Below are 20,929 nucleotides of genomic sequence, written 5' to 3'. Positions count from 1 at the left end.
TCGACTTCTTTACTCGACTCCATGTCTGACGTATCTCATGCTCGGTCCGCTACTGCAAGGCCTCAAGGCCGGCACTCAACGTCAGCTGCTCCTGGCGCAGTTCACGCAGCTCGGTCTCCATGGACGACAGTCTCGCTTGGATCTGGCCGACGGTCTGCTCGCCTGCCTCTCGTCCGGCCAGTGCTTCCATCTCGCTGGACATGCCCTCGAGGCCCTCCGACAGACCCTGTATACGCGTTCCCAGCTCGTCATGTCGCGTCTGCATGCGCTCACCCAACGTTGCCAGGCGTGCCTCGAACCCGGCCTCCGCTTCCTGTAGCGCCTCGGCCAGTTCCTCCTGGCGCTGCTGCAACGCCTCGAGCCGGGCAGTCTGGCGCTGATTGGCGGCATCCAGGGCAGCGACCCGCTCCGCCAGCGCCTCGCGCCCCTCCACGCCCGCCCGCTCAAGCGAGTCCAAGGAGGTTCGCACGGCGCTGATCAACGCGTCGCGGGTGTCGGCCTCCTCGATCAGAGTATCGAGTCGCGCGACGGTATCGTCGAGGCGTTCGTCGATCGCCTCGAAGCGTGAGGTGTCACGTTCCACAACCTGGCGCACTTCGACCTCCTGGCTCGCCAGCCGGGCGACCATGGATTCGGCGTGATCCTCAACGGAAGCGAGTCGCGATTCGATGTTCTCCAGGCGGTCGCCGCGCCCCTCCTCGGCATCGAAGCGGGCATGCACGTTCGACATTGCCGACGAAATCTGCTGCACCTGGGCCTCGAGCCGCATCCGCTCGTGCCAACCGAGCCATACCACGACGATCAGCGACGCCAGCAACAGCAGGACCGCGAACTTCAACGGCCACAGACGGGGGCTCGGTGAAGCGTGACGGCGCGACCGGGTCAGGCTGGAATCGGGGTCGGGCACGATGGGACGTCGCTCGGAGGAACGCGCTTCAGGCATGGCAAACTCCTTGTCGGCAGGTGCGGCGGGCGCCCACGCATTGTAAGCGTATCAGGCACCTGCCGCACTCCACGACCTCAACGCGTCGAGCGTGGATCAGCGCGGCGACCGATGCCGCGGTAGACGAGGCCCCAGCCAGCCACATGGAAAGGATCGTAGATGTTACGCCCGTCAAGCAGCAGGCGCTCACGTAGCAGTTCGGCCAGGCGTGGCCAGTCGGGGTTCCAGTAGTGCTTCCACTCGGTCACGAGCATCAGCGCATCGGCCCCATCGCAGGCAGCGTAAGGATCGCCATCGAACAACGTGAGCAAGGGATGCTCGCCAACCTCTTCCCGCACTGCCGGGGTGGCGGCCGGGTCGTGCAGCCGTACGTGCACGCCTTGCGCCCACAACGCTCTGAGCAGGGTCAGCACCGGCGCATGATCGATGCGCGCGGAGCCTGGCTTGAACGCCGCCCCCCAGATGGCCAGGGTACGACCCTCGAGCTGACCGTGGAAGTGAGTCCACAGTTTGCGGAACAATGTTTCCTTCTTCTGCTCGTTGATGTCGAGCACCTGCTCGAGGAGCGCCGAGTGGCGCCCGCTGGCTTCTTGCACATCCGCCAGGCGCATCAGGTCGCGAGAGAAGTGGGGGCCGCCGAAGCCGCAGCCGGGGTAGAGATATTCGTAGCCGATGCGCGAGTCGGCCCCCATCCCCTGGCGCACGTACTCGACATCGACGCCGAGGCTGTCGGCGAGCCCGGCAATCTCGTTCATGTAGCTGATGCGGGTGGCGAGCATACCAATGGTGGCCAGCTTGGTCAGTTCGGCTGCTCGCCGGGGCATCAGTTGTATGACATCGCGACGTCGATTAAAGGCACGCAGAAGTTCACGTACCTGCGCCTCGGCACCCTCGTCGTCGCAGCCGAGAAGCCAGCGTCCCGGTCGGGTGAAGCTGGCCCATGCCCGCCCCTCCTCGATCATGTCGACGAGGGCCACCGCTCGGCGATCGCCGTCCTTCAGTCGCGCCTCCAGGCGCTCGGTCTCGCCGACGGGAAACGTCGAGTTGTTGATCAGCGTCAGCGGCCCCTCCTGCCGCTCGGCAACGCGTGCCGCCAACTCGCCCGCCTCTTCGCGCTGTTCCGGTGACAGGGCCAGCCAGAGGATGTCCACTCGCTGCGGTGCGATATCCTTACCGTTGGCCACGGTCAGGGTGCCCTGCTCCAGCCCATCCTCCAGGCGGGCCAGCAGATCCGGCTCGCGGCGCAGCCAGTCGGCGGCTCGCAGAGCCGGCCAGCGCATCGTCTCGTGGGGCACCCAATGCACTTGGTGTCCCACCCAGGAGAGCGCTGCAGCGGCCGTGGCCGCTGCGAGCTCGCTTCCGTGTAGCTCGATTCGCATAGTGCTCACTCCGCTTTGCTGTAGCGAGCGAGAAGCTCACGGAAACCCTCGCCGAAGCGCGGATGGCGACGGGCATAAGCGAGCGTGGCCTCGAGATAGCCGAGCTGATGACCACAGTCGTAGGTCTTGCCGCGCATGCGCCAGGCATCGACGCCGGCATCGCGGCGCAGCGTCTCGATGGCATCGGTCAACTGGATCTCGTTACCGGCACCGGGCGGTGTTTCGGCCAACAGGGCGAAGATGCTGCCCGGCAGTACGTAGCGCCCTATCACGGCCAGATTGGACGGTGCCTCTTCGCGCGCCGGCTTCTCCACCACACCGGCCAGGGGGCACGACTCCCCGGCGGACGGCGGGTCGCTCTCCGGTTTGACGATACCGTACTTATGCACTTGCTCCCACGGTACCTCCTCGACCATCAACTGCGAGCGACCGCTGGCTTCATAGGCATCGAGCATCCCCGCCAGATCGTTGCGCGGCAGGCCTTCATCGTCGACCAGCACATCGGGCAACAGCACGGCGAAGGGCGCGTCGTCGCCGATCACGGGACGCGCGCAGAGCACGGCGTGTCCGAGACCCAGCGGTTCATGCTGGCGCACGCTGATGATATTGACGTCGTCGGGTACGATTGCGTGCAACTCGTCCAGCAGTTCCTGCTTGTTCTTCGCCGCGAGCGTCGCTTCGAGCTCATAATGCGTGTCGAAGTGGTTCTCGATGGCGCTCTTGCTGGCATGGGTCACCAGCACGATATCGCGAATGCCGGCCGCCACCGCTTCGTTGACCACGTACTGGATCACGGGGCGGTCGACGATGGTGATCATCTCCTTGGGAATCGCCTTGGAAGCCGGCAGGCAGCGGGTTCCGAAACCGGCTACAGGCAATACGGCCTTGCGAATCATGGTGCCTTCCTTGTCAATGGATGAATGACTCCGCCCGGACCCGTCACCCTTTCCGTCATGGGAAAGCCCGGGCAGCTACGGGTAGAATAGAGCATGATACCGAAGGTAAATAATGTTGCCAGGGCGACAGACCAATTCACACGGAGAGACCACATGAGCGCAAGCCTCCATCCCAATGTCGATCAGGGCGAGATCGCCAAGTTCGAGGCGCTGGCCAGTCGCTGGTGGGATCCGCACAGCGAATTCAAGCCGCTGCACGACATCAATCCGCTACGCCTGGATTTCATCGATGCGCGCTGTGGATTGGCGGGGCGCAAGGTACTCGACGTTGGCTGCGGGGGCGGTATCCTGGCCGAGGCCATGGCCCATCGCGGTGCGCACGTAACGGGCATCGACATGGGCGAGGCACCGCTCGGCGTGGCCCGCTTGCATGCGCTGGAAAGCGGCGTGGATGTCGAATATCGCCAGGTCAGCGCCGAAGCGTTGGCCATGGAGCAGCCCGGCCACTACGATGTGGTGACCTGCATGGAAATGCTGGAGCACGTGCCCGATCCCGGCTCGGTCATTCACGCCTGCGCCGCCTTGGTCAAGCCCGGCGGTCACCTGTTCTTTTCGACGATCAATCGCAACCCCAAGGCCTATGCCCTAGCCATCGTCGGCGCCGAGTACCTGCTCCAGATGCTGCCTCGCGGCACGCATGAATATCGCAAATTCATCCGCCCCTCGGAGCTGGCAGGATGGTGTCGCGAGCAGGGGCTCGACGTGCGCGAGCAGAGCGGCCTCACCTACAATCCGCTTACGCGCCGCTACCGGCTCGCACCTCGCGACGTCTCGGTCAACTACCTGATGCATTGCCGCCGGGAGACGGCATGACGAAGTCACCGCGCGCCCTGCTGTTCGATCTCGACGGCACCTTGGTCGATACCGCCCCCGACTTGGCACGGGCCACCAATGCTCTGCGAGCCCACCATGGCCTTGCGCCGCTGCCCTATGCGGCGATCCGTCCCCAGGTATCGAATGGTGGCAGTGCCCTGGTGACACTGGCGCTCGGCCTGGATAAGCGCCACCCGGAACATGACACAGCACGACAGTTTCTGTTGGACGCCTACGGCGAAGCCGTGGCCGTGGAGAGCTGCCTTTTCCCCCACCTGGACCGCCTGCTGGCGGACTGCGAGGCGCGCCGTCGTCCTTGGGGAATCGTCACCAACAAGCCGCGCGCCTACGCCGAGCCGCTGGTCGATGCGCTGGGATTACGGCCCGGCGCCCTGCTCTGTGCCGATGATCTTCCGGTCAGGAAACCTTCGCCCGAGCCGCTGCTGGCGGCGGCATGCCAACTGGATGTGCCTCCCGGCAGTTGCTGGTACATCGGCGACCACGTGCGCGACATGCAGGCGGCGCGCGCCGCCTGCATGACCGCCGTGGCCGTCGGTTACGGCTATATCGAAGAAGGCGACGACTATCGCAGCTGGCCGGCCGATCTCTGGTTCGAAACCTGCGACTCATTGGTGGAAGCGCTGCTCAAGTCAGCCTGAACCCGTGCAGCCATGGGTCACCGGGGCGGCTGCGCGTCGAACCGCTCGCCATTGTGACCCCGGCTATCCGGCCCCATCAGCCACAGGTAGGTGGGCATGATCTCCTCGGGAGTGCGGAGGGTATCGGCATCCTCGCCAGGGTAGGCGGTAGCGCGCATCTTCGTACGGGTAGCACCGGGGTTTAGCGTGTTAACGCGAATCGTCCCCAGGTGCTCGAGCTCCTCGGCCAGAACTTCCATGAAGCCTTCGGTAGCGAACTTCGAGACGGCATAGGCTCCCCAGTAGGCACGTCCGCGGCGCCCCACGCTGGACGACGTGAAAATCAGCGAGGCATCGTCGGAGGCTTTCAGCAGCGGCAGCAGCGCCTGGGTCATCCAGATCGGACCGTTGATATTGACCTGCATGACCTGTGACCAGAGTTCGGGGTTGTACTGCTCGAAGGGAGTGATACGCCCCAACATTCCGGCGTTGTGCAGGATACCGTCGAGCCGGCCGAACTCCTTGTCGAGCGTCTCGGTCATGTCGTGGTAATCCTTGAGCGTCGCCCCCTCGAAATTGAGCGGGAAGATGGCCGGCTGAGGGCCACCCGTAGCCTCGATCTCGTCGTAGACGCGCTCCAGCTTATCGATGGTACGACCCAGCAGGATCACCGTGGCGCCATGGGCGGCGAAGGCCAGAGCGGCGGCGCGACCGATGCCGTCACCTGCCCCCGTCACCAGAATGACGCGGTCGCGTAGCAGATCGGCAGGCGCCGCGTAATCGATCTTGCAGCTCATCTTGGCTCCTTTTCACGAGGCCGGCCTAGAGGGACTGGCGCAGGAAGTCATTGGCAAGCCCGGCGGCGCTACTATCAGGATAGTCGTCACGGACCCGCTCCAGCAGCTCCCGGCTCTCGTCGATACGACCCTGGCGCGCCTTGATCAGACCGAGCTTGTAGAGTGCATCGGGAAGCTTGCTGCTCTGGGCGTGATTGTCGATGACCTGGCGGAAGGCTGTTTCCGCCTCTTCCAGGTTACCTTCTGCCGAATGCAGCTCGCCCAGCCAGTAATAGCCATTGGCGGTCAAACTGGTGTCGGGATATTGGGCGACGAAGCCTTCGAAGGCGGCGATCGCCTCGTCGAATTCACGGGCCTGGACCTTGGCGAATGCTGCCTGATAGGCCTCCTGCGCTTCCGCGCTGTTACCGCTGGGGGACGGAGTTTGCGCTACCTGGCGGGCCGACTCCTCATCCACTTCCGGACGCGACTCGATGCCGGCGCTGCCGGCCATCAACCGCTCGTCCAGGTCGAGGTATTGTTGCCGAGTCTGGCTACGTAGTTGCTCGAGCTGATGTCGCAGCTCTTCGATCTGGCCACGTAGGCGCTGGATTTCCTGCTGGTTTTCCTGCACTTGATTGAACAGCACCAGACTGCCACCCGCCTCCTCGCGCACCTCGGCCTGATCGAGGAAACCGCGCGGCTGAGCCGTACGGTCTTCCACGATGGGGCGCTGCTGGGCTTCGGCTAGGCTTATCACGGACAGCGGGAGCACCAGGGCTCCCGCGCCGCACAGCCTTTTCAGACTGTGTCTCATGCATCACTCCATCGGCGCATGCGCGCCGTTCGATTCAGTAGGCAAAGACGACGCGACGGTTCTGGGCATGCGCGTCATCGCTGCTGCCCCGCGCCGCCGGACGCTCCTCGCCGTAGCTGACGATTTCGAGCTGCGACGGAGAAACCCCCTGCACCTCGAGGAACCGCTGCACCGACTTGGCGCGACGCTCGCCAAGCGCCAGGTTGTATTCGCGAGTGCCTCGCTCGTCGGTATGGCCCTGCAGCACGACTCGAACGCTCGGGTTGGAGCGCAGATAGCGTGAATGCGCCACCAGCACCGATTCGAATTCCGGCCGAATATTGTCGCGGTCGTAATCGAAATAAATCGTACGAACTTCGGGGATACGCCCGTCGGCCTGCTGACCGGCGCGGTCACCACTGACGCCGGAGCCGCTGACTTGTCCGCTGCCAGCGGCGCCGCTACCGGCGGCCCCGCCGGTACCCGTGCCATCCATGGATCCATCACGGCTGCCACCGGTGCTGGAGCAGCCGGCCACGAGGGCCAGAGACAGGGCGATCGCCAGGGTCCTGGCATGCGACTTGAATTGCATCGTCAACTCCTCAAAGGATTCGAATGACACATTACGTTCAGTTCAGAAACGGTGACCACGCGGGTTCGCGTACGTCACCCTGCGCCGATGGCAGCCGGTAGGACGCTCGTCCATCGGCCGATACGGCCCCCAACACCCCGCTGTTTCCTTGCTGGGTGGCGAAGATTACCATGGTCCCGTTGGGCGCAACACTAGGCGACTCATCCAGGCGTGAGTCACTCAGCACGACCAGCCGGTCGGAATCCAGATCCTGACGTGCGACTTGGAAGCCGTTGTTGCCGCGATGGATCATGAAGATCGCTTCGCCGTCCGGAGAGAAGCGCCCCCGGGCGTTGTAATTGCCGGTGAACGTCAAGCGCTCCGCCTCCCCACTGCCGAAGCGATAGCGATAAAGCTGCGGGCCGCCGCTACGATCGGAGGTAAAGAGCAGGCTACGCCCATCCGGTGCCCAGGAAGGCTCGGTATCGATGCTCGAGCTGTTGGTGATGCGCTCGAGATTGCGCGATGCGATATCCATCACATAAATATCAGGCTGGCCGTCCTTGGACAGCGTCATGGCCAGGCGACGTCCGTCGGGCGACCAGGACGGTGCGCCGTTGAGCCCCTCGAAGTTGGTCAACTGCACACGCTGTCCGCTGACCACCTCCTGCACGTAGATGGCCGGCCGGCCGGATTCGAACGAGACATAGGCCAGCTTGCGCCCATCCGGCGACCAGGCCGGCGACAGAATCGGCTCGCGCGAGTTCAGAATCTGCTGGCTATTATGACCGTCCGCATCGGCCACATAGAGCGTGAATTGACGGTCATTCTCGGCACCTTGGGCGGTGACGTAGGCAATGCGCGTGGAGAAGGCTCCGCGAATGCCCGTGACCGCCTCGAAAATCTGGTCGCTGATGTAGTGCGCCGCGCCGCGTAGCTCGCTGTCACCGGCGGTAACGTTCTCGCCCAACATGCGACGCTGGCCACTGACGTCCAGCAGCTCATAGCGGATACGGTAACCATTCCCTTCGCGGCTGACCCGACCGACAACCATGTAGCGAACGTCCAGTGCGCTCCACTGACCATAGCGCACCTCGTCGCCGCTGCTGGGGCGATCGTACATCGCTTCCCGGTCGAGAGGATCGAAAAATCCGCTACGCTCCAGGTCGTCGCTGACGATCTGCGCCACATCCTCGGACAGGCTTTCGCCATCGGCGGCGAAGGGCACGATGGCGATAGGCGTGGCGCGATCGCTGCCTCGCGTGATCTCGATGGTGAGGTCGGCCTGGGCCAGCGTGCTGAGCATCAGCAACATGGCACTCAGCCAGGCGGTCATCAGAGCTTTCATCAGCGTACATCTCCTGGTGTGAATCGCAGATTGAACCGGCGGAAGTCACGTTGCGCCATTGCGGGTAGCTGGCGCAGCTCGCTGAACGGTGCGGCGGCTTCCACTGCCTGTACCGCGGAGCGATCGAAACTGCCATCTCCGCTACTCTGGGTAATGGTAGCGCCAAACAACTCACCCGAGGGACCCAGCTGCACCTGGACAGTGGCGGCCATGTCATTGCCCGCTCCCGGCGGAATGACCCACGCCTGCTCCACCGCTCGGCGCACCAGGTTGATGAAGCTGTTAGCCGCCTCCTGCGCCTGGCGTGCGTTGGCCACGGCATCCGACTCACCTTCGATGGCGCGCTCGAGGCCTTGGCTGGCGGCTTCCGCAGCACGCCTGGCTTCCTCCTCGCGGCGGCGTTGCTCCTCGGCCTCCTGCTGGCGGCGGGCCTCTTCCTCCTCGCGGCGGCGCTGCTCCTCGGCCTCCTGCTGGCGGCGGGCCTCTTCCTCCTCGCGGCGGCGCTGCTCTTCGGCCTCCTGCTGGCGGCGGGCCTCTTCCTCCTCGCGGCGGCGCTGCTCCTCGGCCTCCTGCTGGCGGCGGGCCTCTTCCTCCTCGCGGCGGCGCTGCTCCTCCAGTTGGCGCTGGCGCTCGGCCTCTGCCGCCGCCTCCTGTTGTCGCTGTCTCTCGGCTTCCTGCTCCTGACGCAGTTGGGCCTGCCGCTCGGCCTCCTCGGCGCGTCGCCGGGCTTCCTCCTCGGCGGCTTCACGGGCCTCTCGAAGCCGGCGAGCCTCCTCCTCGCGTGCCGCACGCTCCTGCTCTTCCGCCGCTTCGCGCTCGGCACGAGACGCTTCCTCGGCCTGACGGGCCCGTTCCTCTTCCTGCTGCCGGGCCTCTTCTTCCCGCTCCTGCTGAGCCTCTTCCTCAGCCTGGCGTTCGGCGGCGCGTGAACGCGCCTCCTCGGCACGCTGTGCCTGGTCGGTTGCCGTTTCGGTACTGACGAGCGTGGCCTGAACGATGGACGAAGTTTCCGGTTCGTCCGGCTGCCGCTGAGGTAACGTCACCACGCTGAGCACCAGAATCAGCACATGCAGGCCGATGGCGAGCAGCGTCGGCAGGCCGTAGCCGACGGGTCTTTGCCGTCGCCTGCCCACGCCCCGTTGCTTTCGAGCCATCACGTCTCCTCGTCTCTCAGTCACGCGGCGGCGGCTCGGAAATCAGCCCGACGTTACCCACTCCTGCCACTTGCAGGGTGCTCATCAGGGATACGATCTCGCCATAGGGCACGAAACGATCCCCTCGCACCATGACCGGGGTTCCCGGCTGGCGCTCCAGCAAGATGATCACTCGATCGGCGAGCTCATCGAGGTCCACCGTCATCTCCTCGCCGCCAATCGACAGGAAGTACTCGCCTTCGCGATCCACCGAGACGATGATCGGTTCGCGATCCTCCTGTGCGTCGATCGGCTCGGAGGTGACCTGGGGGAGCTCGACCTGTACGCCCTGAGTCAGCATGGGCGCGGTGATCATGAAGATCACCAGCAGTACCAGCATGACATCGATGAAGGGGACGACATTGATCTCCCCCATCGGCTTGCGGCGTCCGCCGCGATTGAACGGTCCATGCATCGTGCGATCCCCTCAGGCGCCGACGGCTTCGCCACGACCCTGCAGATTGCGATGCAGGATGGAGTGGAACTCTTCGGCGAAGTCCTCGTACTTGCCCAGCAGCCTTCCCGATTCAGACGACAGCCGATTGTAGAAAATGACGGCGGGAATGGCGGCGAACAGGCCCATGGCCGTGGCGATCAGCGCCTCGGCGATCCACGGCGCCACGGTGGCGAGGGTGGCCTGCTGTGCCATGGAGAGCGACTGGAAGGAGCCCATAATGCCCCATACGGTGCCGAACAGACCAATGTAGGGGCTCGCCGAGGCCACGGTGGCGAGGAACACCAGGTGTAGCGTCAGGCGTTCCTCCTCGCGCGACCACGCCACCCGCATGCTGCGCTGGACGCCGTCGAGAATGGCATCGGGGCTCTTGGTCTTGGGCACCAGGCGGTTGAACTCACGAAAACCGGCGCGGAAGACGTGCTCGGCGCCCTGAGTTTCCTGCTCGGAGGGCGTTTCGCGATACAGCTCGTTGAGGTCGACACCCGACCAGAAGCGCTCCTCGAAGTTCTGGTGTGCCTGACGTGCGCGGCGTAGCACGAAGGTGCGCTGGAAGATCACGATCCAGGAGAGGATCGAGCCGATCACCAGGATCAACATGACCAACTGCACCATGGTGCTGGCACTCATGATCAAATGGGGTATGGACATGGAGTCGTTCACGGGCATCCTCGTTGATCTTGGGTTAACCGTTGAGGACCGAGGCGATCGCCTGCGGCCATGATGTGGGTCTGAGGCGAGCGGCATCCAGACAGGCGATGTCGACTCGGGCCTCGCACAAGGGTTCCCCGCCACGCCACACTGCTTGAGCGAAACGCATTCGGCAGCGTCCGTGCGATGCGACGACGGCGCTGACACTCAGCTCGTCGTCAAGTCGGGCGGGCTTGGCATAGCGGCACTCCAGGCGATGCACCACCAGCTGAATGCCGGCGTCGAGCAGCTCACGCTGAGTCATGCCGTGGTGGCGCAGCCATTCACTGCGCGCCCGCTCCATATACTTGAAATAATTGACGTAGTAGACGATGCCGCCGGCATCGGTATCCTCGATGTAGACACGTATCGGCAATCGGAACTCGCTCACGGACGCACCTCGCCGCCAGCCTCAACGGACTGTTCGTGCGGCACCAGACCGAAGTGCTGCCAGGCCTGGCGAGTCACCACCCGCCCACGTGCCGTACGCATCATCAGACCTTGCTGGATCAGGTAGGGCTCGATGACGTCCTCGATGGTGTCGCGCTCCTCGCCGATCGCTGCCGCCAGTGAATCGATTCCGACCGGACCACCGTCGAACTTCTCGATCATGGCCAGCAGCAGGCGCCGGTCCATGTGATCCAAACCGTGGTGATCGACGTGCAACATGTTCAGCGCCTGGTCGGCGATGCCTGCATCGACTCGCCCATCGGCACGCACCTGAGCGAAATCGCGAACTCGACGCAGGAGCCGGTTGGCGATACGCGGCGTGCCCCGCGAACGGCGTGCCACCTCGTGAGCGCCTTCACGATCGGCCTCGACGCCGAGCAGGCGCGCCGAGCGCGCGACGATCTCGGTAAGTTCGTCGATGGCATAGAATTCGAGACGTTGCACGATACCGAAGCGATCGCGCAGCGGCGAGGTCAGCAAGCCCGCGCGCGTGGTCGCTCCCACCAGCGTGAAGCGGGGCAGGTCAAGCTTGATCGAGCGCGCCGCCGGCCCTTCGCCGATGACGATATCGAGCTGGAAGTCCTCCATGGCGGGATAGAGGATCTCCTCCACCACCGGTGACAACCGATGAATCTCGTCGATGAACAGTACGTCGCCCGGCTGTAGATTGGTGAGCATGGCCGCCAAGTCCCCGGCACGTTCCAACACCGGCCCGGAGGTGGACTTGAGCCCTACCCCCATCTCGGTGGCGATGATATTGGCCAGGGTCGTCTTGCCAAGCCCCGGCGGGCCGAACACCAGCGTATGATCGAGACTCTCGTCGCGACCCCGCGCGGCGGTGATGAATATTTCGAGCTGCTCGCGCACGCGCGGCTGACCGATATATTCGGCCAGGCGCTTGGGCCGGATCGCATGGTCGACGCGATTCTCGCCCTCACGCTCGTCGGCGGCGATCAAACGGTCATTGTGCATCATGTCGTACACTCGCGATCACGCTGGTGATCCTTGGGACGCCGCCCGGCTGCGTGGCGCATTCCGGCGGCAGCGCTAGATACGTTGCTCCGTTCATCCGGCCAGGCGCTTGGTCAGCGCCGCCTTGATCATGGCCTCGGTGGACAGTCCCTCGTCGAGCCCCGAGAGCATTCTAGTGGCCTCGGCGGGCTTGTACCCCAGGCTGACCAGAGCCGCTTCCGCATCGGCCAGCGGGTCCTGGCGCAACGTTTCGCCCTGCCCCGTGGCAATGCCGGGAAGCCCGCCCCCTTCCGTTGCGTGCTCCCAGTGAGGGAAGCGGTCGCGCATCTCGACGATCAACCGTTCGGCGGTCTTCTTGCCCACACCGGGTAGGCGCGTCAGCGACTTGACGTCGTCCTCCATCACGCAGCGTATGAAGGCTGTCTCATCCATGCCCGAGAGAATCGCCAGTGCCAGCTTGGGTCCGATCCCGTTGACGCGTATCAGCGCGCGAAACAGCGACCGCTCCTGCTCGCGGGCGAAGCCGTACAACAGATGGGCGTCCTCACGTACGGTGAGATGCGTATAGAGAGAGACGGGCTCGCCCACGCCGGGCAGGGCCACCAGCGTGGTCATCGAGGCTTCGAGTTCATAGCCGACACCGGCCACGTCCACCACCAGCCAAGGCGGTTGCTTGTCGAGAAGAGTGCCACGCAGGCGTCCGATCATGGGGCTTCGCTATCCCGATCCGAAGGTCGTTCAAGGCCGTAAGGCCTTCCTGGCGCCACTATACTGGTCGCTCAAGCGGCTGACCAGCCTGGCATCAAACGCTGTTCGGAAATAATTCCAGCACCTCGACGGTAAGGCTCAAGGCTGATAATCGCGCCAGGAGACGCCACGCCGGCGCGTTCGATGACCGCCGAAGCTACCGCGCTGTACCAGCCCGAGACGGGCATGGGCATGGGTCAGGGCGATGGCCAAGGCATCGGCGGCATCCGCTTGGGGCACGCCGTCGAGACCCAGGACGGAGACGATCATGTGCTGGACCTGGGTCTTGGTCGCCCCGCCGCTGCCGGTGACCGCCTGCTTGATCTGGCGCGGTCCGTATTCATGAACCGGCAGTCCGTGATTGGCGGCACAGACGATCGCCGCGCCGCGCGCCTGGCCGAGCTTGAGCGCCGAATCGGGATTCTTCGCCATGAAGACCTGCTCGATGGCCAGCTCCCCCGGCCCATGCAGAGAGACCAGCTCGGCGATACCGGCATAGATCCGCGCCAGGCGCTGGGGTAGCGCAACGTCCTGAAGCCGAATGCAGCCGCTGGCCACATAGCGCGGCGAAGGGGTACTGACGTCGAGCACTCCGTACCCCGTGGTGCGTGACCCCGGGTCGATGCCGAGGATCAGCATGCGACCCGGTCAGTCCAGCAGTTCGAGCACAGCGTCGCTGAACTCCGCATTGGTGTAGACGTTCTGTACATCGTCCAGATCCTCCAGCCTATCGATCAAGCGAATTACCCTGCGCGCGAGCTCAGCATCCTGGATAGGCGTGGTGGTGTCGGGAAACAGCCCCACTTCACTGTGCTCGGGTTCGATGCCGGCCTCGATCAATGCATCCTTCACCTCACCGAAAACCTTGGGCGAAGTGATCACCTCCAGAGAGCCGTCATCCGCGGTGATCACATCCTCGGGCTCGGCTTCGAGCGTTGCCTCGATCACTGCCTCCTCCGGGATTCCCGGCGGCAGCGTCAACCGACCCTGCTGATGGAACATGAACGCCACCGAGCCGGAGGTGCCGAGGTTACCGCCCGACTTGCTGAAGGCATGTCGCACGTCGGAAACAGTGCGATTGCGGTTGTCCGTCATGCACTCCACCAGCACCGCAACCCCCTCGGGGCCGTACCCCTCGTAGGTCACCTCCTCCATCGTCTCGGCATCCTGGTGACCGGCACCACGGTCGATGGCCCGCTGGATGGTGTCCTTGGTCATGTTATTGCCCAGCGCCTTGTCGATAGCGGCACGCAGGCGCGGGTTGTCGCCGGGCTCGGGGCCGCCCTGGCGCGCGGCAACGGTGAGCTCGCGGATCAGCTTGGTGAAGATCTTGCCTCGCCTGGCGTCCTGCGCCGCCTTGCGGTGCTTGATGTTGGCCCATTTACTGTGGCCGGCCATGGCGCGTCTCCTGGTTTGCTGCAACGTATCGACCATGCGATACCGGCGCCAGAAGGCGCCGGTACCGGAATTGAAGGTCGGCGCCCGAGTTACTCGCCGCTTTCCGGTTTCGGCTTCTGGCGCAGCCGGATATGGAGGTCCTTGAGCTGCTCGGCGCCCACTTCGCCGGGTGCATCGGTCATCAGGCAGGCGGCACTCTGGGTCTTGGGGAAGGCGATCACTTCGCGGATGGTGCGCGCGTCTGCCATCAGCATCACCAGACGATCGAGGCCGAAGGCCAGACCGCCATGAGGCGGTGCACCGAACTGCAGGGCGTCGAGCAGGAAGCCGAACTTCTCGCGGGCCTCCTCTTCACCGATGCCGAGGATATCAAACACGGTGCTCTGCATCTGGGGGTCATGGATACGGATCGAACCGCCGCCCAGCTCGGTGCCGTTGAGCACCATGTCATAGGCGCGCGACAACGCCTCGGCCGGGTTGGCCTTGAGCGCCTCGGGGCTGCATGAGGGCGAGGTGAATGGGTGATGCAGCGGACTCAGGCGGCCGCTGTCGTCGGCTTCGAACATCGGGAAGTCGACGACCCACAAGGGCGCCCAGTCGCGGGTATAGAGGTTGAGGTCCTCACCCAGCTTGACGCGCAGCGCACCGAGCGCCTCGTTGACGATGCGCGCCTTGTCGGCACCGAAGAAGACGATGTCGCCATCCTCGGCGCCGATGCGGTCGAGCAGCTCCTCGATCACGTTCTCCATGAACTTGACGATCGGCGACTGCAGGCCCTCGAGACCCTTGGCGCGCTCGTTGACCTTGATCCAGGCCAGCCCTTTGGCGCCGTAGATACCGACGAACTTGGTGTAGTCGTCGATCACCTTGCGCGACATGCTGGCCCCGCCCGGCACCTTGAGTGCCGCCACGCGGCCGTCGGCGGCATTGGCCGGGCCGGAGAAGACCTGGAAATCGACCTGCTTCATCAGGTCGTCGACATCGACCAGCATCAGCGGAATGCGCAGGTCGGGCTTGTCGGAGCCGTAACGATCCATGGCCTCGGCCCAGGTCATGCGCGGGAATGGCGCCAGCTCGACGTCCAGCACGTCCTGGAACAGCTCACGAATCATGGTTTCGGTCACACCCATGATGTCTTCCTCCTCGACGAAGGAGGCCTCGATGTCGATCTGGGTGAATTCCGGCTGGCGATCGGCACGCAGGTCCTCGTCGCGGAAGCACTTGGCGATTTGGTAGTAGCGGTCGAAGCCGGCCACCATCAGCAGTTGCTTGAATAGCTGGGGCGACTGCGGCAGGGCGAAGAAACTGCCCGGATGGGTACGGCTCGGCACCAGATAATCGCGAGCGCCTTCAGGTGTGGCGCGGGTCAGCACCGGCGTCTCGATATCGAGGAAGCCCTGACCTTCCAGGAAAGCGCGGACATGGTGCGAGATGCGCGAACGCAGACGCAGCTTCTCGATCATCTCGGGACGACGCAGATCGATGTAGCGGTGCTTGAGACGCACCTCCTCGCCGACCTTGCCATGCTCATCGAGCTGGAACGGCGGTGTGACCGCCGTGTTGAGCACTTCGACGTCCTTGGCCAGCACCTCGATCATGCCGGTGGGCATCTTGGGGTTCTGGGTGCCTTCAGGGCGCAGCCGTACACGGCCGGAAATACGCAGCACGAACTCGCTGCGAGCACGGTCGGCATTGGCGAAGGCCTCGGCAGTGTCGGGGTCAACCACGACCTGGGCGATGCCATCGCGATCGCGCAGGTCGAGGAAGATTACCCCCCCGTGGTCACGACGGCGGTGCACCCAGCCGCACAGGGTGACCGTCTGGTCCACCAGGGTTTCGTTGAGCTGGCCGCAATAATGGCTGCGCATGTCGTATCCTGTTCCGTTAAGCGTTATCGATAAGGTTGTTGAATCGGCTTGCTGGGGGTCAGGCCGCGGCGCCGTCCTTCGCCGGCGCCTTGCTCTCCTGGCCTTCTCCGCCACCACTCGCCGAGTCGCCGGCCAGGTTCTTCTTGCTGCCGGACTTGAAATCGGTCTCGTACCAGCCGCCGCCCGCCAGCCGGAAACCCGCGGCGGAGACCAGGCGGCCGAGTTCCGCGGCATGGCAGGCAGGACAATCGGTCAACGGAGCGGCGCTCAGCTTCTGAAGCTTCTCCAGACGGTGGCCGCAGGCCTTGCACTGATATTCATAGATGGGCATGGTTCAATTCACTCCTGATTCGACAGCGCGCAACCAACGGCGATATAAGGCCGAGCGACGCACTTTCCAAGCCTGCCGCGAGAGCCGGACATTATAACGTGCCCGGCAAGGCCTGTCCCGGCCTTGCGTGGCGGATCCACAAAAGGAAACCCCGCATGAAAGCCGTGATACTCGATGCCGCAAGCCTCGGCCCCGATGTCGACCTGGCCCCCATACGCGAGCAGGTCGACACGCTAGAGGTCCACGAACAGAGCTCCACCGAGCAGAGCCGCGAGCGCCTGGCCGGCGCCGACGTCGCGATCGTCAACAAGGTGGTGCTGGACGGCGCCACCCTCGAGGCGCTGCCCTCGCTGCAGCTGATATGCGTGCTGGCCACCGGCACCAACAACATCGACATGGCCACTGCCGAGCGCCTGGGCATCGCCGTGCGCAACGTCACGGCTTACGGTACCGCCAGCGTGGCTCAGCATACGCTGATGCTGATCCTGGCCCTGGCCAATCGTCTGCCGCTCTACCAGCGCGACGTGAACGCGGGCCGCTGGAGCGAGAGCCCTTTTTTCTGCCTGATGGGTCACGGCACGCTGCAACTCGAGGACAAGCGCCTGATGATCGTCGGCCAGGGCGAGCTGGGCAGCCGGGTGGCCGCCCTGGCAGAAGCGTTCGGCATGCGCGTCAGCTTCGCCGCTCGCCCGGGCAACGAGGTGAACGATAGCCGTCCGGGCATCGCCGAGCTCGCTCCCGAGGCCGACGTCATCAGCCTGCACTGCCCGCTTACGGACGCGACGCGCCATCTGATCGACGCCGACCTGCTCGCCACCGTCAAACCGGGCGCCTTGCTGGTGAACTGTGCCCGCGGCGGAATCATCGATGAAGAGGCCGCGCTGGACGCGCTACGCGAGGGCCGGCTCGGCGGTCTCGGCGTAGACGTACTGCCGAAGGAACCCCCTCACCAGGGGCACCCATTGCTCGATGCCCTGGCCGAGCCGCTCAACCTGATCGTCACCCCGCACAACGCCTGGATCACGCCCGAGGCACGACAGCGTATCGTCGCACTGACGGGAAACAACCTGAGCGACTGGCAGGCTCAGCGGGACGGAGCCTGAGCATGTTGCATAATCTGGGTTCCATCAATCTCGACCACTTCTACCGTGTATCGCATTTGGTCCATCCCGGCGAAACGCTGGCCAGCCACGGCTACCACGTCGGTCTGGGCGGCAAAGGGGCCAACCAGTCGCTGGCCATGGCCCTGGCGGGCGGTCAGGTCAGCCACTGGGGACGGTTGGGCCGGCAGGACGCCTGGGCTCGCGACCGCTTGGCGCGCGCCGGCGTCGACGTCAGCCACGTCGAACTCGTCGACGAGCCCAGCGGACACGCCATCATTCAGGTCGACGAGCGCGGCGAGAACGCCATCATTCTGCACCCCGGCGCTAACCATGGCTTCAGCCGACGCCACCGCGACACCTTGTGCAAGGCAGCCAAGCCCGGCGACTGGCTGCTGGTGCAGAACGAATGCAATGCCCTGCCCGAGCTGCTCGAATGCGCACGGCGGCATGACCTGGCGATTGCCTTCAATCCGGCGCCGATGAGCGACGCCGTGCTGTCGCTGCCACTGGAGGCCTGCCGCCTGCTGTTCGTCAACCGCGGCGAAGCCGCCTGGCTCACCGGGCTACCCGAAGCCAGCGATGCTCGAGTGCTGCTGGAAGCGCTGCACGAACGGCTGCCGCACACGGCGACGGTCGTTACCCTGGGGAGCGAAGGCGCCTGGTACCAGTCGGGCGACGAGCGGCACTTCCAGCCTGCCCTGCCGGTCGAGCCGGCGGACACCACCGGTGCCGGCGACACCTTCATCGGTTACTTCCTGGCCGCCCTCCAGGAAGGCCAACCGATAACCGGCTGCCTGGCGTTCGCCGCCCAGGCCGCCGCCCTGGGTGTCCAGCGCCCCGGCGCGGCCGATAGCATTCCCTCGCGGGACGAGGTCGAGCGGCTCGTTTCTCATCCCCCCTACCCCAGCCCCTGACACCACCAAGGAGGTCACGTGTCCCATTCGATCATTTTCGATACCGACCCCGGCGTCGACGACGCTCAGGCCATCGCCATCGCCCTGCGCCATCCCGAGATCGAACTACTCGGTATGACGACCACCTACGGCAACGTGGATGTGGAAACCGCGACCCACAATGCGCTGCTGCTCAGCGAATTGGCGGAACGCGATATCCCTGTCGCTCAAGGGGCCGCCGGCCCGATGGTCAAGCCGCGTCATCCCGCACCGGCCCACATCCACGGCGCCAACGGGCTGGGTAACATCGAACTGCCTGGGGTGAAAGGGGCAAAGGATCCGCGCTGCGCGGCCCAGTTCATCGTCGACACGGTCAACGCGCATCCGGGCGAGGTCACCCTAGTGGCGGTGGGCCCGGTGGGCAATCTCGCCGCCGCCCTGCAGCTCGACCCCACCCTGACCGAGAAGGTCCGGCAGGTAGTGATCATGGGCGGGTCGATCCGCGAAGGCGGCAACGTCACGCCGGTCGCCGAGGCCAATATGTTCAACGACCCGCATGCCGCCCGGCGGGTGCTGACCGCCGGCTGGCCGCTGACGCTGGTAGGGCTCGACGTCACCCATCGCTGCGTACTGAGCCAGGCACACATGGCGCGCATCGAAGCCGGCCAGGGCGCGCTGGGCAAGGTGTTGGCCGGCAGTTACGCCTTCTATCGTGACTTCTATCGCGAATTCCTCGGCATCGACGGCTGCTGCCCCCACGACAGCTGCGCACTGGCCTGGCTGCTGCGCCCGGAGCTGTTCACCACCGCCCCGGGGCATCTATCGGTCGTCACCGACGGCATCGCCGAAGGTCAGACCCTGTTCGCTCCCGAGGGACGCGGCTTCATCCAGGAGCGCTGGTCGCAAACACCTCTGGCGGAAGTGTGCCTCGAAGTGGATGGAGAGGCCGTGGTGGAGTGGATTACCGAGACCCTGAGCTAAGGGGACGCTGCGCCCCCATCAGAGGCAAACGAAACAGTCCGGGTCACGACACTCGATCGACTCCAGCTCGACGTGCGTGACCCGGGCATTCGGCGGTCCCTGCCACAACCAGTTCGCCACCTGGTTGACCGCCTCGCCATTGCCACAGAGCAGCACTTCCACTTGCCCGTCCGGCAGATTCTTGGCGTAGCCGGTCAGGCCGTGTTGCAGGGCCTGCTCCTGCACACCCCGGCGATACCATACGCCCTGCACTTTCCCGCCGACGCGCGCCTTCACACAGCGTTTGCTCATAATGCCTCCACGTCTCGCCAAACCCACAAGGCGCACCGAAATCAACGCTCGTTCGGCTCGTCCACAATCCGGCCACCTGCAGAATGCTCTAATCTTACAGTAGGACCAAGCCGTCGCCACAAGCAACGGCCATCCCGACGAAGGACGCTCGTCTCGGCGAGCCTCTAGGCCTCACCCGGCACTACAACAAGCCATCCTCACAAGGGAGACAGCACCATGCAGGTCTTTGACCACCCCGAGTTCGATCACCATGAGCAGATCGTCTTCGGCTGTGACGAGGCGAGCGGCCTGCGCGCCATCATCGCCATCCACGATACCCGCCGCGGCCCCGCCCTGGGTGGCTTGCGAATCTATCCCTATGCCAGCGAAGACGATGCCCTGACCGACGTGCTGCGGCTGTCGCGAGGCATGACCTACAAGTCGGCCCTGGCCGACTTGCCGTTAGGCGGCGGCAAGGCAGTCATCATCGCCGACCCTCGCCTCGACAAGACACCCGAATTGCTGCGTGCCATGGGGCGCTTGGTCGATTCACTGGGAGGACGCTACATCACCGCCGAGGATTCCGGCACCAGCGAGGCGGACATGCGCCTCATTCGCCAGGAGACTCGTCACGTCAGCGGCCTGGGACGCGCCGGAGAATCGGGCGATCCATCTCCTTACACCGCGCATGGCGTGTTCTGCGCCCTGCGCAGCGCCGTACGCCATCGCCTGGGACGCAACGACCTGCTCGGGCTGCGTGTGGCCATCCAGGGTGTCGGCCATGTGGGGGCACACCTCGCGCGCGAACTGCATGCGAACGGGGCGCAGCTGGTCCTGACCGATCTCGACCGCGACGCGCTGGGCATTCTGGTCGACGAAGTCGGCGCCGTCACGGTATCGCCTCAGGCGATCTTCGATGCCGAAGTGGACGTCTTCGCCCCCTGCGCCCTGGGTGCGGTACTGACCGCGGACGTGGCCGACCGGCTCAAGGCCAGGGTGGTGTGCGGCGCGGCGAACAATCAACTGGCCACGCCGGAGATCGCCGAGCGCCTGCATGCTCGCGGCATCCTCTATGCGCCGGATTACGTGGCCAATGCCGGCGGGGTGATCGACGTCGAATGGCAGCGACGCAGTGACTATTCTCACGCGGCCGTGATGGCCCATGTCGAGCGTATCTCCGCCACGATCGACGAGATATTCACCCGCGCCCACCGCGAGGACACCCATCCGGCCCAGGTTGCCGATCGGCTGGCACGTGAACGCCTCGACGGCTGACGTAGCGCCGTGGCGGGGGCGCGCCCGGCCCCACGGCACACACACCCCAAAAACAGCACGCCCCACGCTGACCGCGCGGTGCCG

General features: G+C 64.9%; 24 protein-coding genes. 6 read left to right on the top strand and 18 right to left on the bottom strand.

Annotated features, from left to right (window positions below; all coding sequences use genetic code 11):
• Positions 1–49: 49 nt before the first annotated feature.
• The 3 genes from F0A17_RS03635 to galU form a co-directional block, all read right to left on the bottom strand.
• Positions 50–943: a coiled-coil domain-containing protein gene (locus F0A17_RS03635; RefSeq protein WP_149327009.1), complete on the bottom strand. Its 894-nt coding sequence runs from the start codon at positions 941–943 to the stop codon at positions 50–52.
• A gap of 77 nt (positions 944–1,020) precedes the next feature.
• On the bottom strand, positions 1,021–2,322 hold the full coding sequence (locus tag F0A17_RS03630) for a UDP binding domain-containing protein (RefSeq protein WP_149327008.1): 1,302 nt from the start codon (positions 2,320–2,322) through the stop codon (positions 1,021–1,023).
• Positions 2,323–2,327: 5 nt separating this feature from the next.
• Positions 2,328–3,218, bottom strand: a complete 891-nt coding sequence (gene galU, locus F0A17_RS03625; protein WP_149327007.1) for a UTP--glucose-1-phosphate uridylyltransferase GalU — start codon at positions 3,216–3,218, stop codon at positions 2,328–2,330.
• Between the two features lie 153 nt (positions 3,219–3,371).
• On the opposite strand from galU, the gene ubiG reads away from it, so the two are divergent.
• A complete protein-coding gene (gene ubiG, locus F0A17_RS03620) occupies positions 3,372–4,091 on the top strand; it encodes a bifunctional 2-polyprenyl-6-hydroxyphenol methylase/3-demethylubiquinol 3-O-methyltransferase UbiG (RefSeq protein ID WP_149327006.1) in 720 nt (239 codons plus the stop codon).
• Complete coding sequence (locus F0A17_RS03615; protein ID WP_149327005.1) at positions 4,088–4,750, top strand: HAD-IA family hydrolase; 663 nt, start codon at positions 4,088–4,090, stop codon at positions 4,748–4,750. The genes ubiG and F0A17_RS03615 overlap by 4 nt, the downstream gene beginning before the upstream one ends.
• 17 nt (positions 4,751–4,767) lie before the next feature.
• Here the strand turns inward: F0A17_RS03615 and F0A17_RS03610 are convergent, their stop codons facing one another.
• From F0A17_RS03610 to F0A17_RS03545, 14 genes are all read right to left on the bottom strand, one after another.
• A complete protein-coding gene (locus F0A17_RS03610; protein ID WP_149327004.1) occupies positions 4,768–5,526 on the bottom strand; it encodes a YciK family oxidoreductase in 759 nt (252 codons plus the stop codon).
• A gap of 25 nt (positions 5,527–5,551) precedes the next feature.
• The gene (gene ybgF / locus F0A17_RS03605) at positions 5,552–6,322 is read right to left on the bottom strand and encodes a tol-pal system protein YbgF (protein ID WP_149327003.1); all 771 of its coding nucleotides are present in this window, start codon (positions 6,320–6,322) and stop codon (positions 5,552–5,554) included.
• 34 nt (positions 6,323–6,356) lie between these two features.
• On the bottom strand, positions 6,357–6,893 hold the full coding sequence (gene pal / locus F0A17_RS03600; protein ID WP_149327002.1) for a peptidoglycan-associated lipoprotein Pal: 537 nt from the start codon (positions 6,891–6,893) through the stop codon (positions 6,357–6,359).
• 37 nt (positions 6,894–6,930) lie between these two features.
• The gene (tolB, locus tag F0A17_RS03595; RefSeq protein WP_149327001.1) at positions 6,931–8,220 is read right to left on the bottom strand and encodes a Tol-Pal system beta propeller repeat protein TolB; all 1,290 of its coding nucleotides are present in this window, start codon (positions 8,218–8,220) and stop codon (positions 6,931–6,933) included.
• Positions 8,220–9,374, bottom strand: coding sequence for a cell envelope integrity protein TolA (gene tolA / locus F0A17_RS03590; RefSeq protein WP_149327000.1), 1,155 nt, complete (start codon positions 9,372–9,374; stop codon positions 8,220–8,222). The genes tolB and tolA overlap by 1 nt, the downstream gene beginning before the upstream one ends.
• 16 nt (positions 9,375–9,390) lie before the next feature.
• Positions 9,391–9,828: a protein TolR gene (gene tolR / locus F0A17_RS03585; RefSeq protein WP_149326999.1), complete on the bottom strand. Its 438-nt coding sequence runs from the start codon at positions 9,826–9,828 to the stop codon at positions 9,391–9,393.
• A gap of 12 nt (positions 9,829–9,840) precedes the next feature.
• Positions 9,841–10,518 carry a protein TolQ gene (tolQ, locus tag F0A17_RS03580; protein WP_187774622.1) on the bottom strand — a complete coding sequence of 226 codons (678 nt, stop codon included), beginning with the start codon at positions 10,516–10,518 and terminating at the stop codon, positions 9,841–9,843.
• Positions 10,519–10,552: 34 nt separating this feature from the next.
• Positions 10,553–10,948 (bottom strand): tol-pal system-associated acyl-CoA thioesterase, encoded by a 396-nt coding sequence (ybgC, locus tag F0A17_RS03575; RefSeq protein ID WP_187774621.1) that lies wholly within the window; start codon positions 10,946–10,948, stop codon positions 10,553–10,555.
• Entirely contained in the window at positions 10,945–11,982 is a 1,038-nt protein-coding gene (gene ruvB / locus F0A17_RS03570; RefSeq protein WP_149326997.1) for a Holliday junction branch migration DNA helicase RuvB, read from the bottom strand. The genes ybgC and ruvB overlap by 4 nt, the downstream gene beginning before the upstream one ends.
• Positions 11,983–12,072: 90 nt before the next feature.
• Complete coding sequence (gene ruvA / locus F0A17_RS03565; protein ID WP_149326996.1) at positions 12,073–12,687, bottom strand: Holliday junction branch migration protein RuvA; 615 nt, start codon at positions 12,685–12,687, stop codon at positions 12,073–12,075.
• Positions 12,688–12,825: 138 nt separating this feature from the next.
• Complete coding sequence (ruvC, locus tag F0A17_RS03560; protein WP_149326995.1) at positions 12,826–13,365, bottom strand: crossover junction endodeoxyribonuclease RuvC; 540 nt, start codon at positions 13,363–13,365, stop codon at positions 12,826–12,828.
• Between the two features lie 9 nt (positions 13,366–13,374).
• Positions 13,375–14,124: a YebC/PmpR family DNA-binding transcriptional regulator gene (locus F0A17_RS03555; protein WP_149326994.1), complete on the bottom strand. Its 750-nt coding sequence runs from the start codon at positions 14,122–14,124 to the stop codon at positions 13,375–13,377.
• An 89-nt stretch (positions 14,125–14,213) separates the two neighbouring features.
• Entirely contained in the window at positions 14,214–15,992 is a 1,779-nt protein-coding gene (aspS, locus tag F0A17_RS03550) for an aspartate--tRNA ligase (RefSeq protein WP_149326993.1), read from the bottom strand.
• 58 nt (positions 15,993–16,050) lie between these two features.
• The gene (locus F0A17_RS03545) at positions 16,051–16,323 is read right to left on the bottom strand and encodes an FmdB family zinc ribbon protein (protein WP_149326992.1); all 273 of its coding nucleotides are present in this window, start codon (positions 16,321–16,323) and stop codon (positions 16,051–16,053) included.
• 155 nt (positions 16,324–16,478) lie between these two features.
• On the opposite strand from F0A17_RS03545, the gene F0A17_RS03540 reads away from it, so the two are divergent.
• The 3 genes from F0A17_RS03540 to F0A17_RS03530 are packed head-to-tail and all read left to right on the top strand — an operon-like array spanning position 16,479 to position 19,300.
• Positions 16,479–17,426 carry a D-2-hydroxyacid dehydrogenase gene (locus tag F0A17_RS03540; RefSeq protein ID WP_149326991.1) on the top strand — a complete coding sequence of 316 codons (948 nt, stop codon included), beginning with the start codon at positions 16,479–16,481 and terminating at the stop codon, positions 17,424–17,426.
• Positions 17,427–17,428: 2 nt separating this feature from the next.
• A complete protein-coding gene (locus F0A17_RS03535) occupies positions 17,429–18,340 on the top strand; it encodes a ribokinase (RefSeq protein WP_149326990.1) in 912 nt (303 codons plus the stop codon).
• Positions 18,341–18,358: 18 nt separating this feature from the next.
• Entirely contained in the window at positions 18,359–19,300 is a 942-nt protein-coding gene (locus F0A17_RS03530; RefSeq protein WP_149326989.1) for a nucleoside hydrolase, read from the top strand.
• An 18-nt stretch (positions 19,301–19,318) separates the two neighbouring features.
• Here F0A17_RS03530 and yccX read toward each other — a convergent pair whose 3' ends face one another.
• Positions 19,319–19,591: an acylphosphatase gene (yccX, locus tag F0A17_RS03525; RefSeq protein WP_149326988.1), complete on the bottom strand. Its 273-nt coding sequence runs from the start codon at positions 19,589–19,591 to the stop codon at positions 19,319–19,321.
• A 216-nt stretch (positions 19,592–19,807) separates the two neighbouring features.
• Here yccX and F0A17_RS03520 point away from each other — a divergent pair, with 216 nt between their 5' ends.
• The gene (locus F0A17_RS03520; protein ID WP_149326987.1) at positions 19,808–20,845 is read left to right on the top strand and encodes a Glu/Leu/Phe/Val family dehydrogenase; all 1,038 of its coding nucleotides are present in this window, start codon (positions 19,808–19,810) and stop codon (positions 20,843–20,845) included.
• Positions 20,846–20,929 lie beyond the last annotated feature (84 nt).

This window comes from Billgrantia pellis (genome assembly GCF_008297955.1).
Lineage (GTDB): Bacteria > Pseudomonadota > Gammaproteobacteria > Pseudomonadales > Halomonadaceae > Halomonas > Halomonas pellis.
Note: the sequence above shows the minus strand (reverse complement) of the source record. Positions and strands in the feature narration are given on the sequence as shown.

Coding starts and splice junctions, on each gene's coding strand:
- F0A17_RS03635 (WP_149327009.1), bottom strand. CDS start 943: ATGCCTGAAGCGCGTTCCTCCGAGCGACGTCCCATCGTGCCCGACCCC.
- F0A17_RS03630 (WP_149327008.1), bottom strand. CDS start 2,322: ATGCGAATCGAGCTACACGGAAGCGAGCTCGCAGCGGCCACGGCCGCT.
- galU (WP_149327007.1), bottom strand. CDS start 3,218: ATGATTCGCAAGGCCGTATTGCCTGTAGCCGGTTTCGGAACCCGCTGC.
- ubiG (WP_149327006.1), top strand. CDS start 3,372: ATGAGCGCAAGCCTCCATCCCAATGTCGATCAGGGCGAGATCGCCAAG.
- F0A17_RS03615 (WP_149327005.1), top strand. CDS start 4,088: ATGACGAAGTCACCGCGCGCCCTGCTGTTCGATCTCGACGGCACCTTG.
- F0A17_RS03610 (WP_149327004.1), bottom strand. CDS start 5,526: ATGAGCTGCAAGATCGATTACGCGGCGCCTGCCGATCTGCTACGCGAC.
- ybgF (WP_149327003.1), bottom strand. CDS start 6,322: ATGAGACACAGTCTGAAAAGGCTGTGCGGCGCGGGAGCCCTGGTGCTC.
- pal (WP_149327002.1), bottom strand. CDS start 6,893: ATGCAATTCAAGTCGCATGCCAGGACCCTGGCGATCGCCCTGTCTCTG.
- tolB (WP_149327001.1), bottom strand. CDS start 8,220: ATGAAAGCTCTGATGACCGCCTGGCTGAGTGCCATGTTGCTGATGCTC.
- tolA (WP_149327000.1), bottom strand. CDS start 9,374: ATGGCTCGAAAGCAACGGGGCGTGGGCAGGCGACGGCAAAGACCCGTC.
- tolR (WP_149326999.1), bottom strand. CDS start 9,828: ATGCATGGACCGTTCAATCGCGGCGGACGCCGCAAGCCGATGGGGGAG.
- tolQ (WP_187774622.1), bottom strand. CDS start 10,518: ATGTCCATACCCCATTTGATCATGAGTGCCAGCACCATGGTGCAGTTG.
- ruvB (WP_149326997.1), bottom strand. CDS start 11,982: ATGATGCACAATGACCGTTTGATCGCCGCCGACGAGCGTGAGGGCGAG.
- ruvA (WP_149326996.1), bottom strand. CDS start 12,687: ATGATCGGACGCCTGCGTGGCACTCTTCTCGACAAGCAACCGCCTTGG.
- ruvC (WP_149326995.1), bottom strand. CDS start 13,365: ATGCTGATCCTCGGCATCGACCCGGGGTCACGCACCACGGGGTACGGA.
- F0A17_RS03555 (WP_149326994.1), bottom strand. CDS start 14,124: ATGGCCGGCCACAGTAAATGGGCCAACATCAAGCACCGCAAGGCGGCG.
- aspS (WP_149326993.1), bottom strand. CDS start 15,992: ATGCGCAGCCATTATTGCGGCCAGCTCAACGAAACCCTGGTGGACCAG.
- F0A17_RS03545 (WP_149326992.1), bottom strand. CDS start 16,323: ATGCCCATCTATGAATATCAGTGCAAGGCCTGCGGCCACCGTCTGGAG.
- F0A17_RS03540 (WP_149326991.1), top strand. CDS start 16,479: ATGAAAGCCGTGATACTCGATGCCGCAAGCCTCGGCCCCGATGTCGAC.
- F0A17_RS03535 (WP_149326990.1), top strand. CDS start 17,429: ATGTTGCATAATCTGGGTTCCATCAATCTCGACCACTTCTACCGTGTA.
- yccX (WP_149326988.1), bottom strand. CDS start 19,591: ATGAGCAAACGCTGTGTGAAGGCGCGCGTCGGCGGGAAAGTGCAGGGC.
- F0A17_RS03520 (WP_149326987.1), top strand. CDS start 19,808: ATGCAGGTCTTTGACCACCCCGAGTTCGATCACCATGAGCAGATCGTC.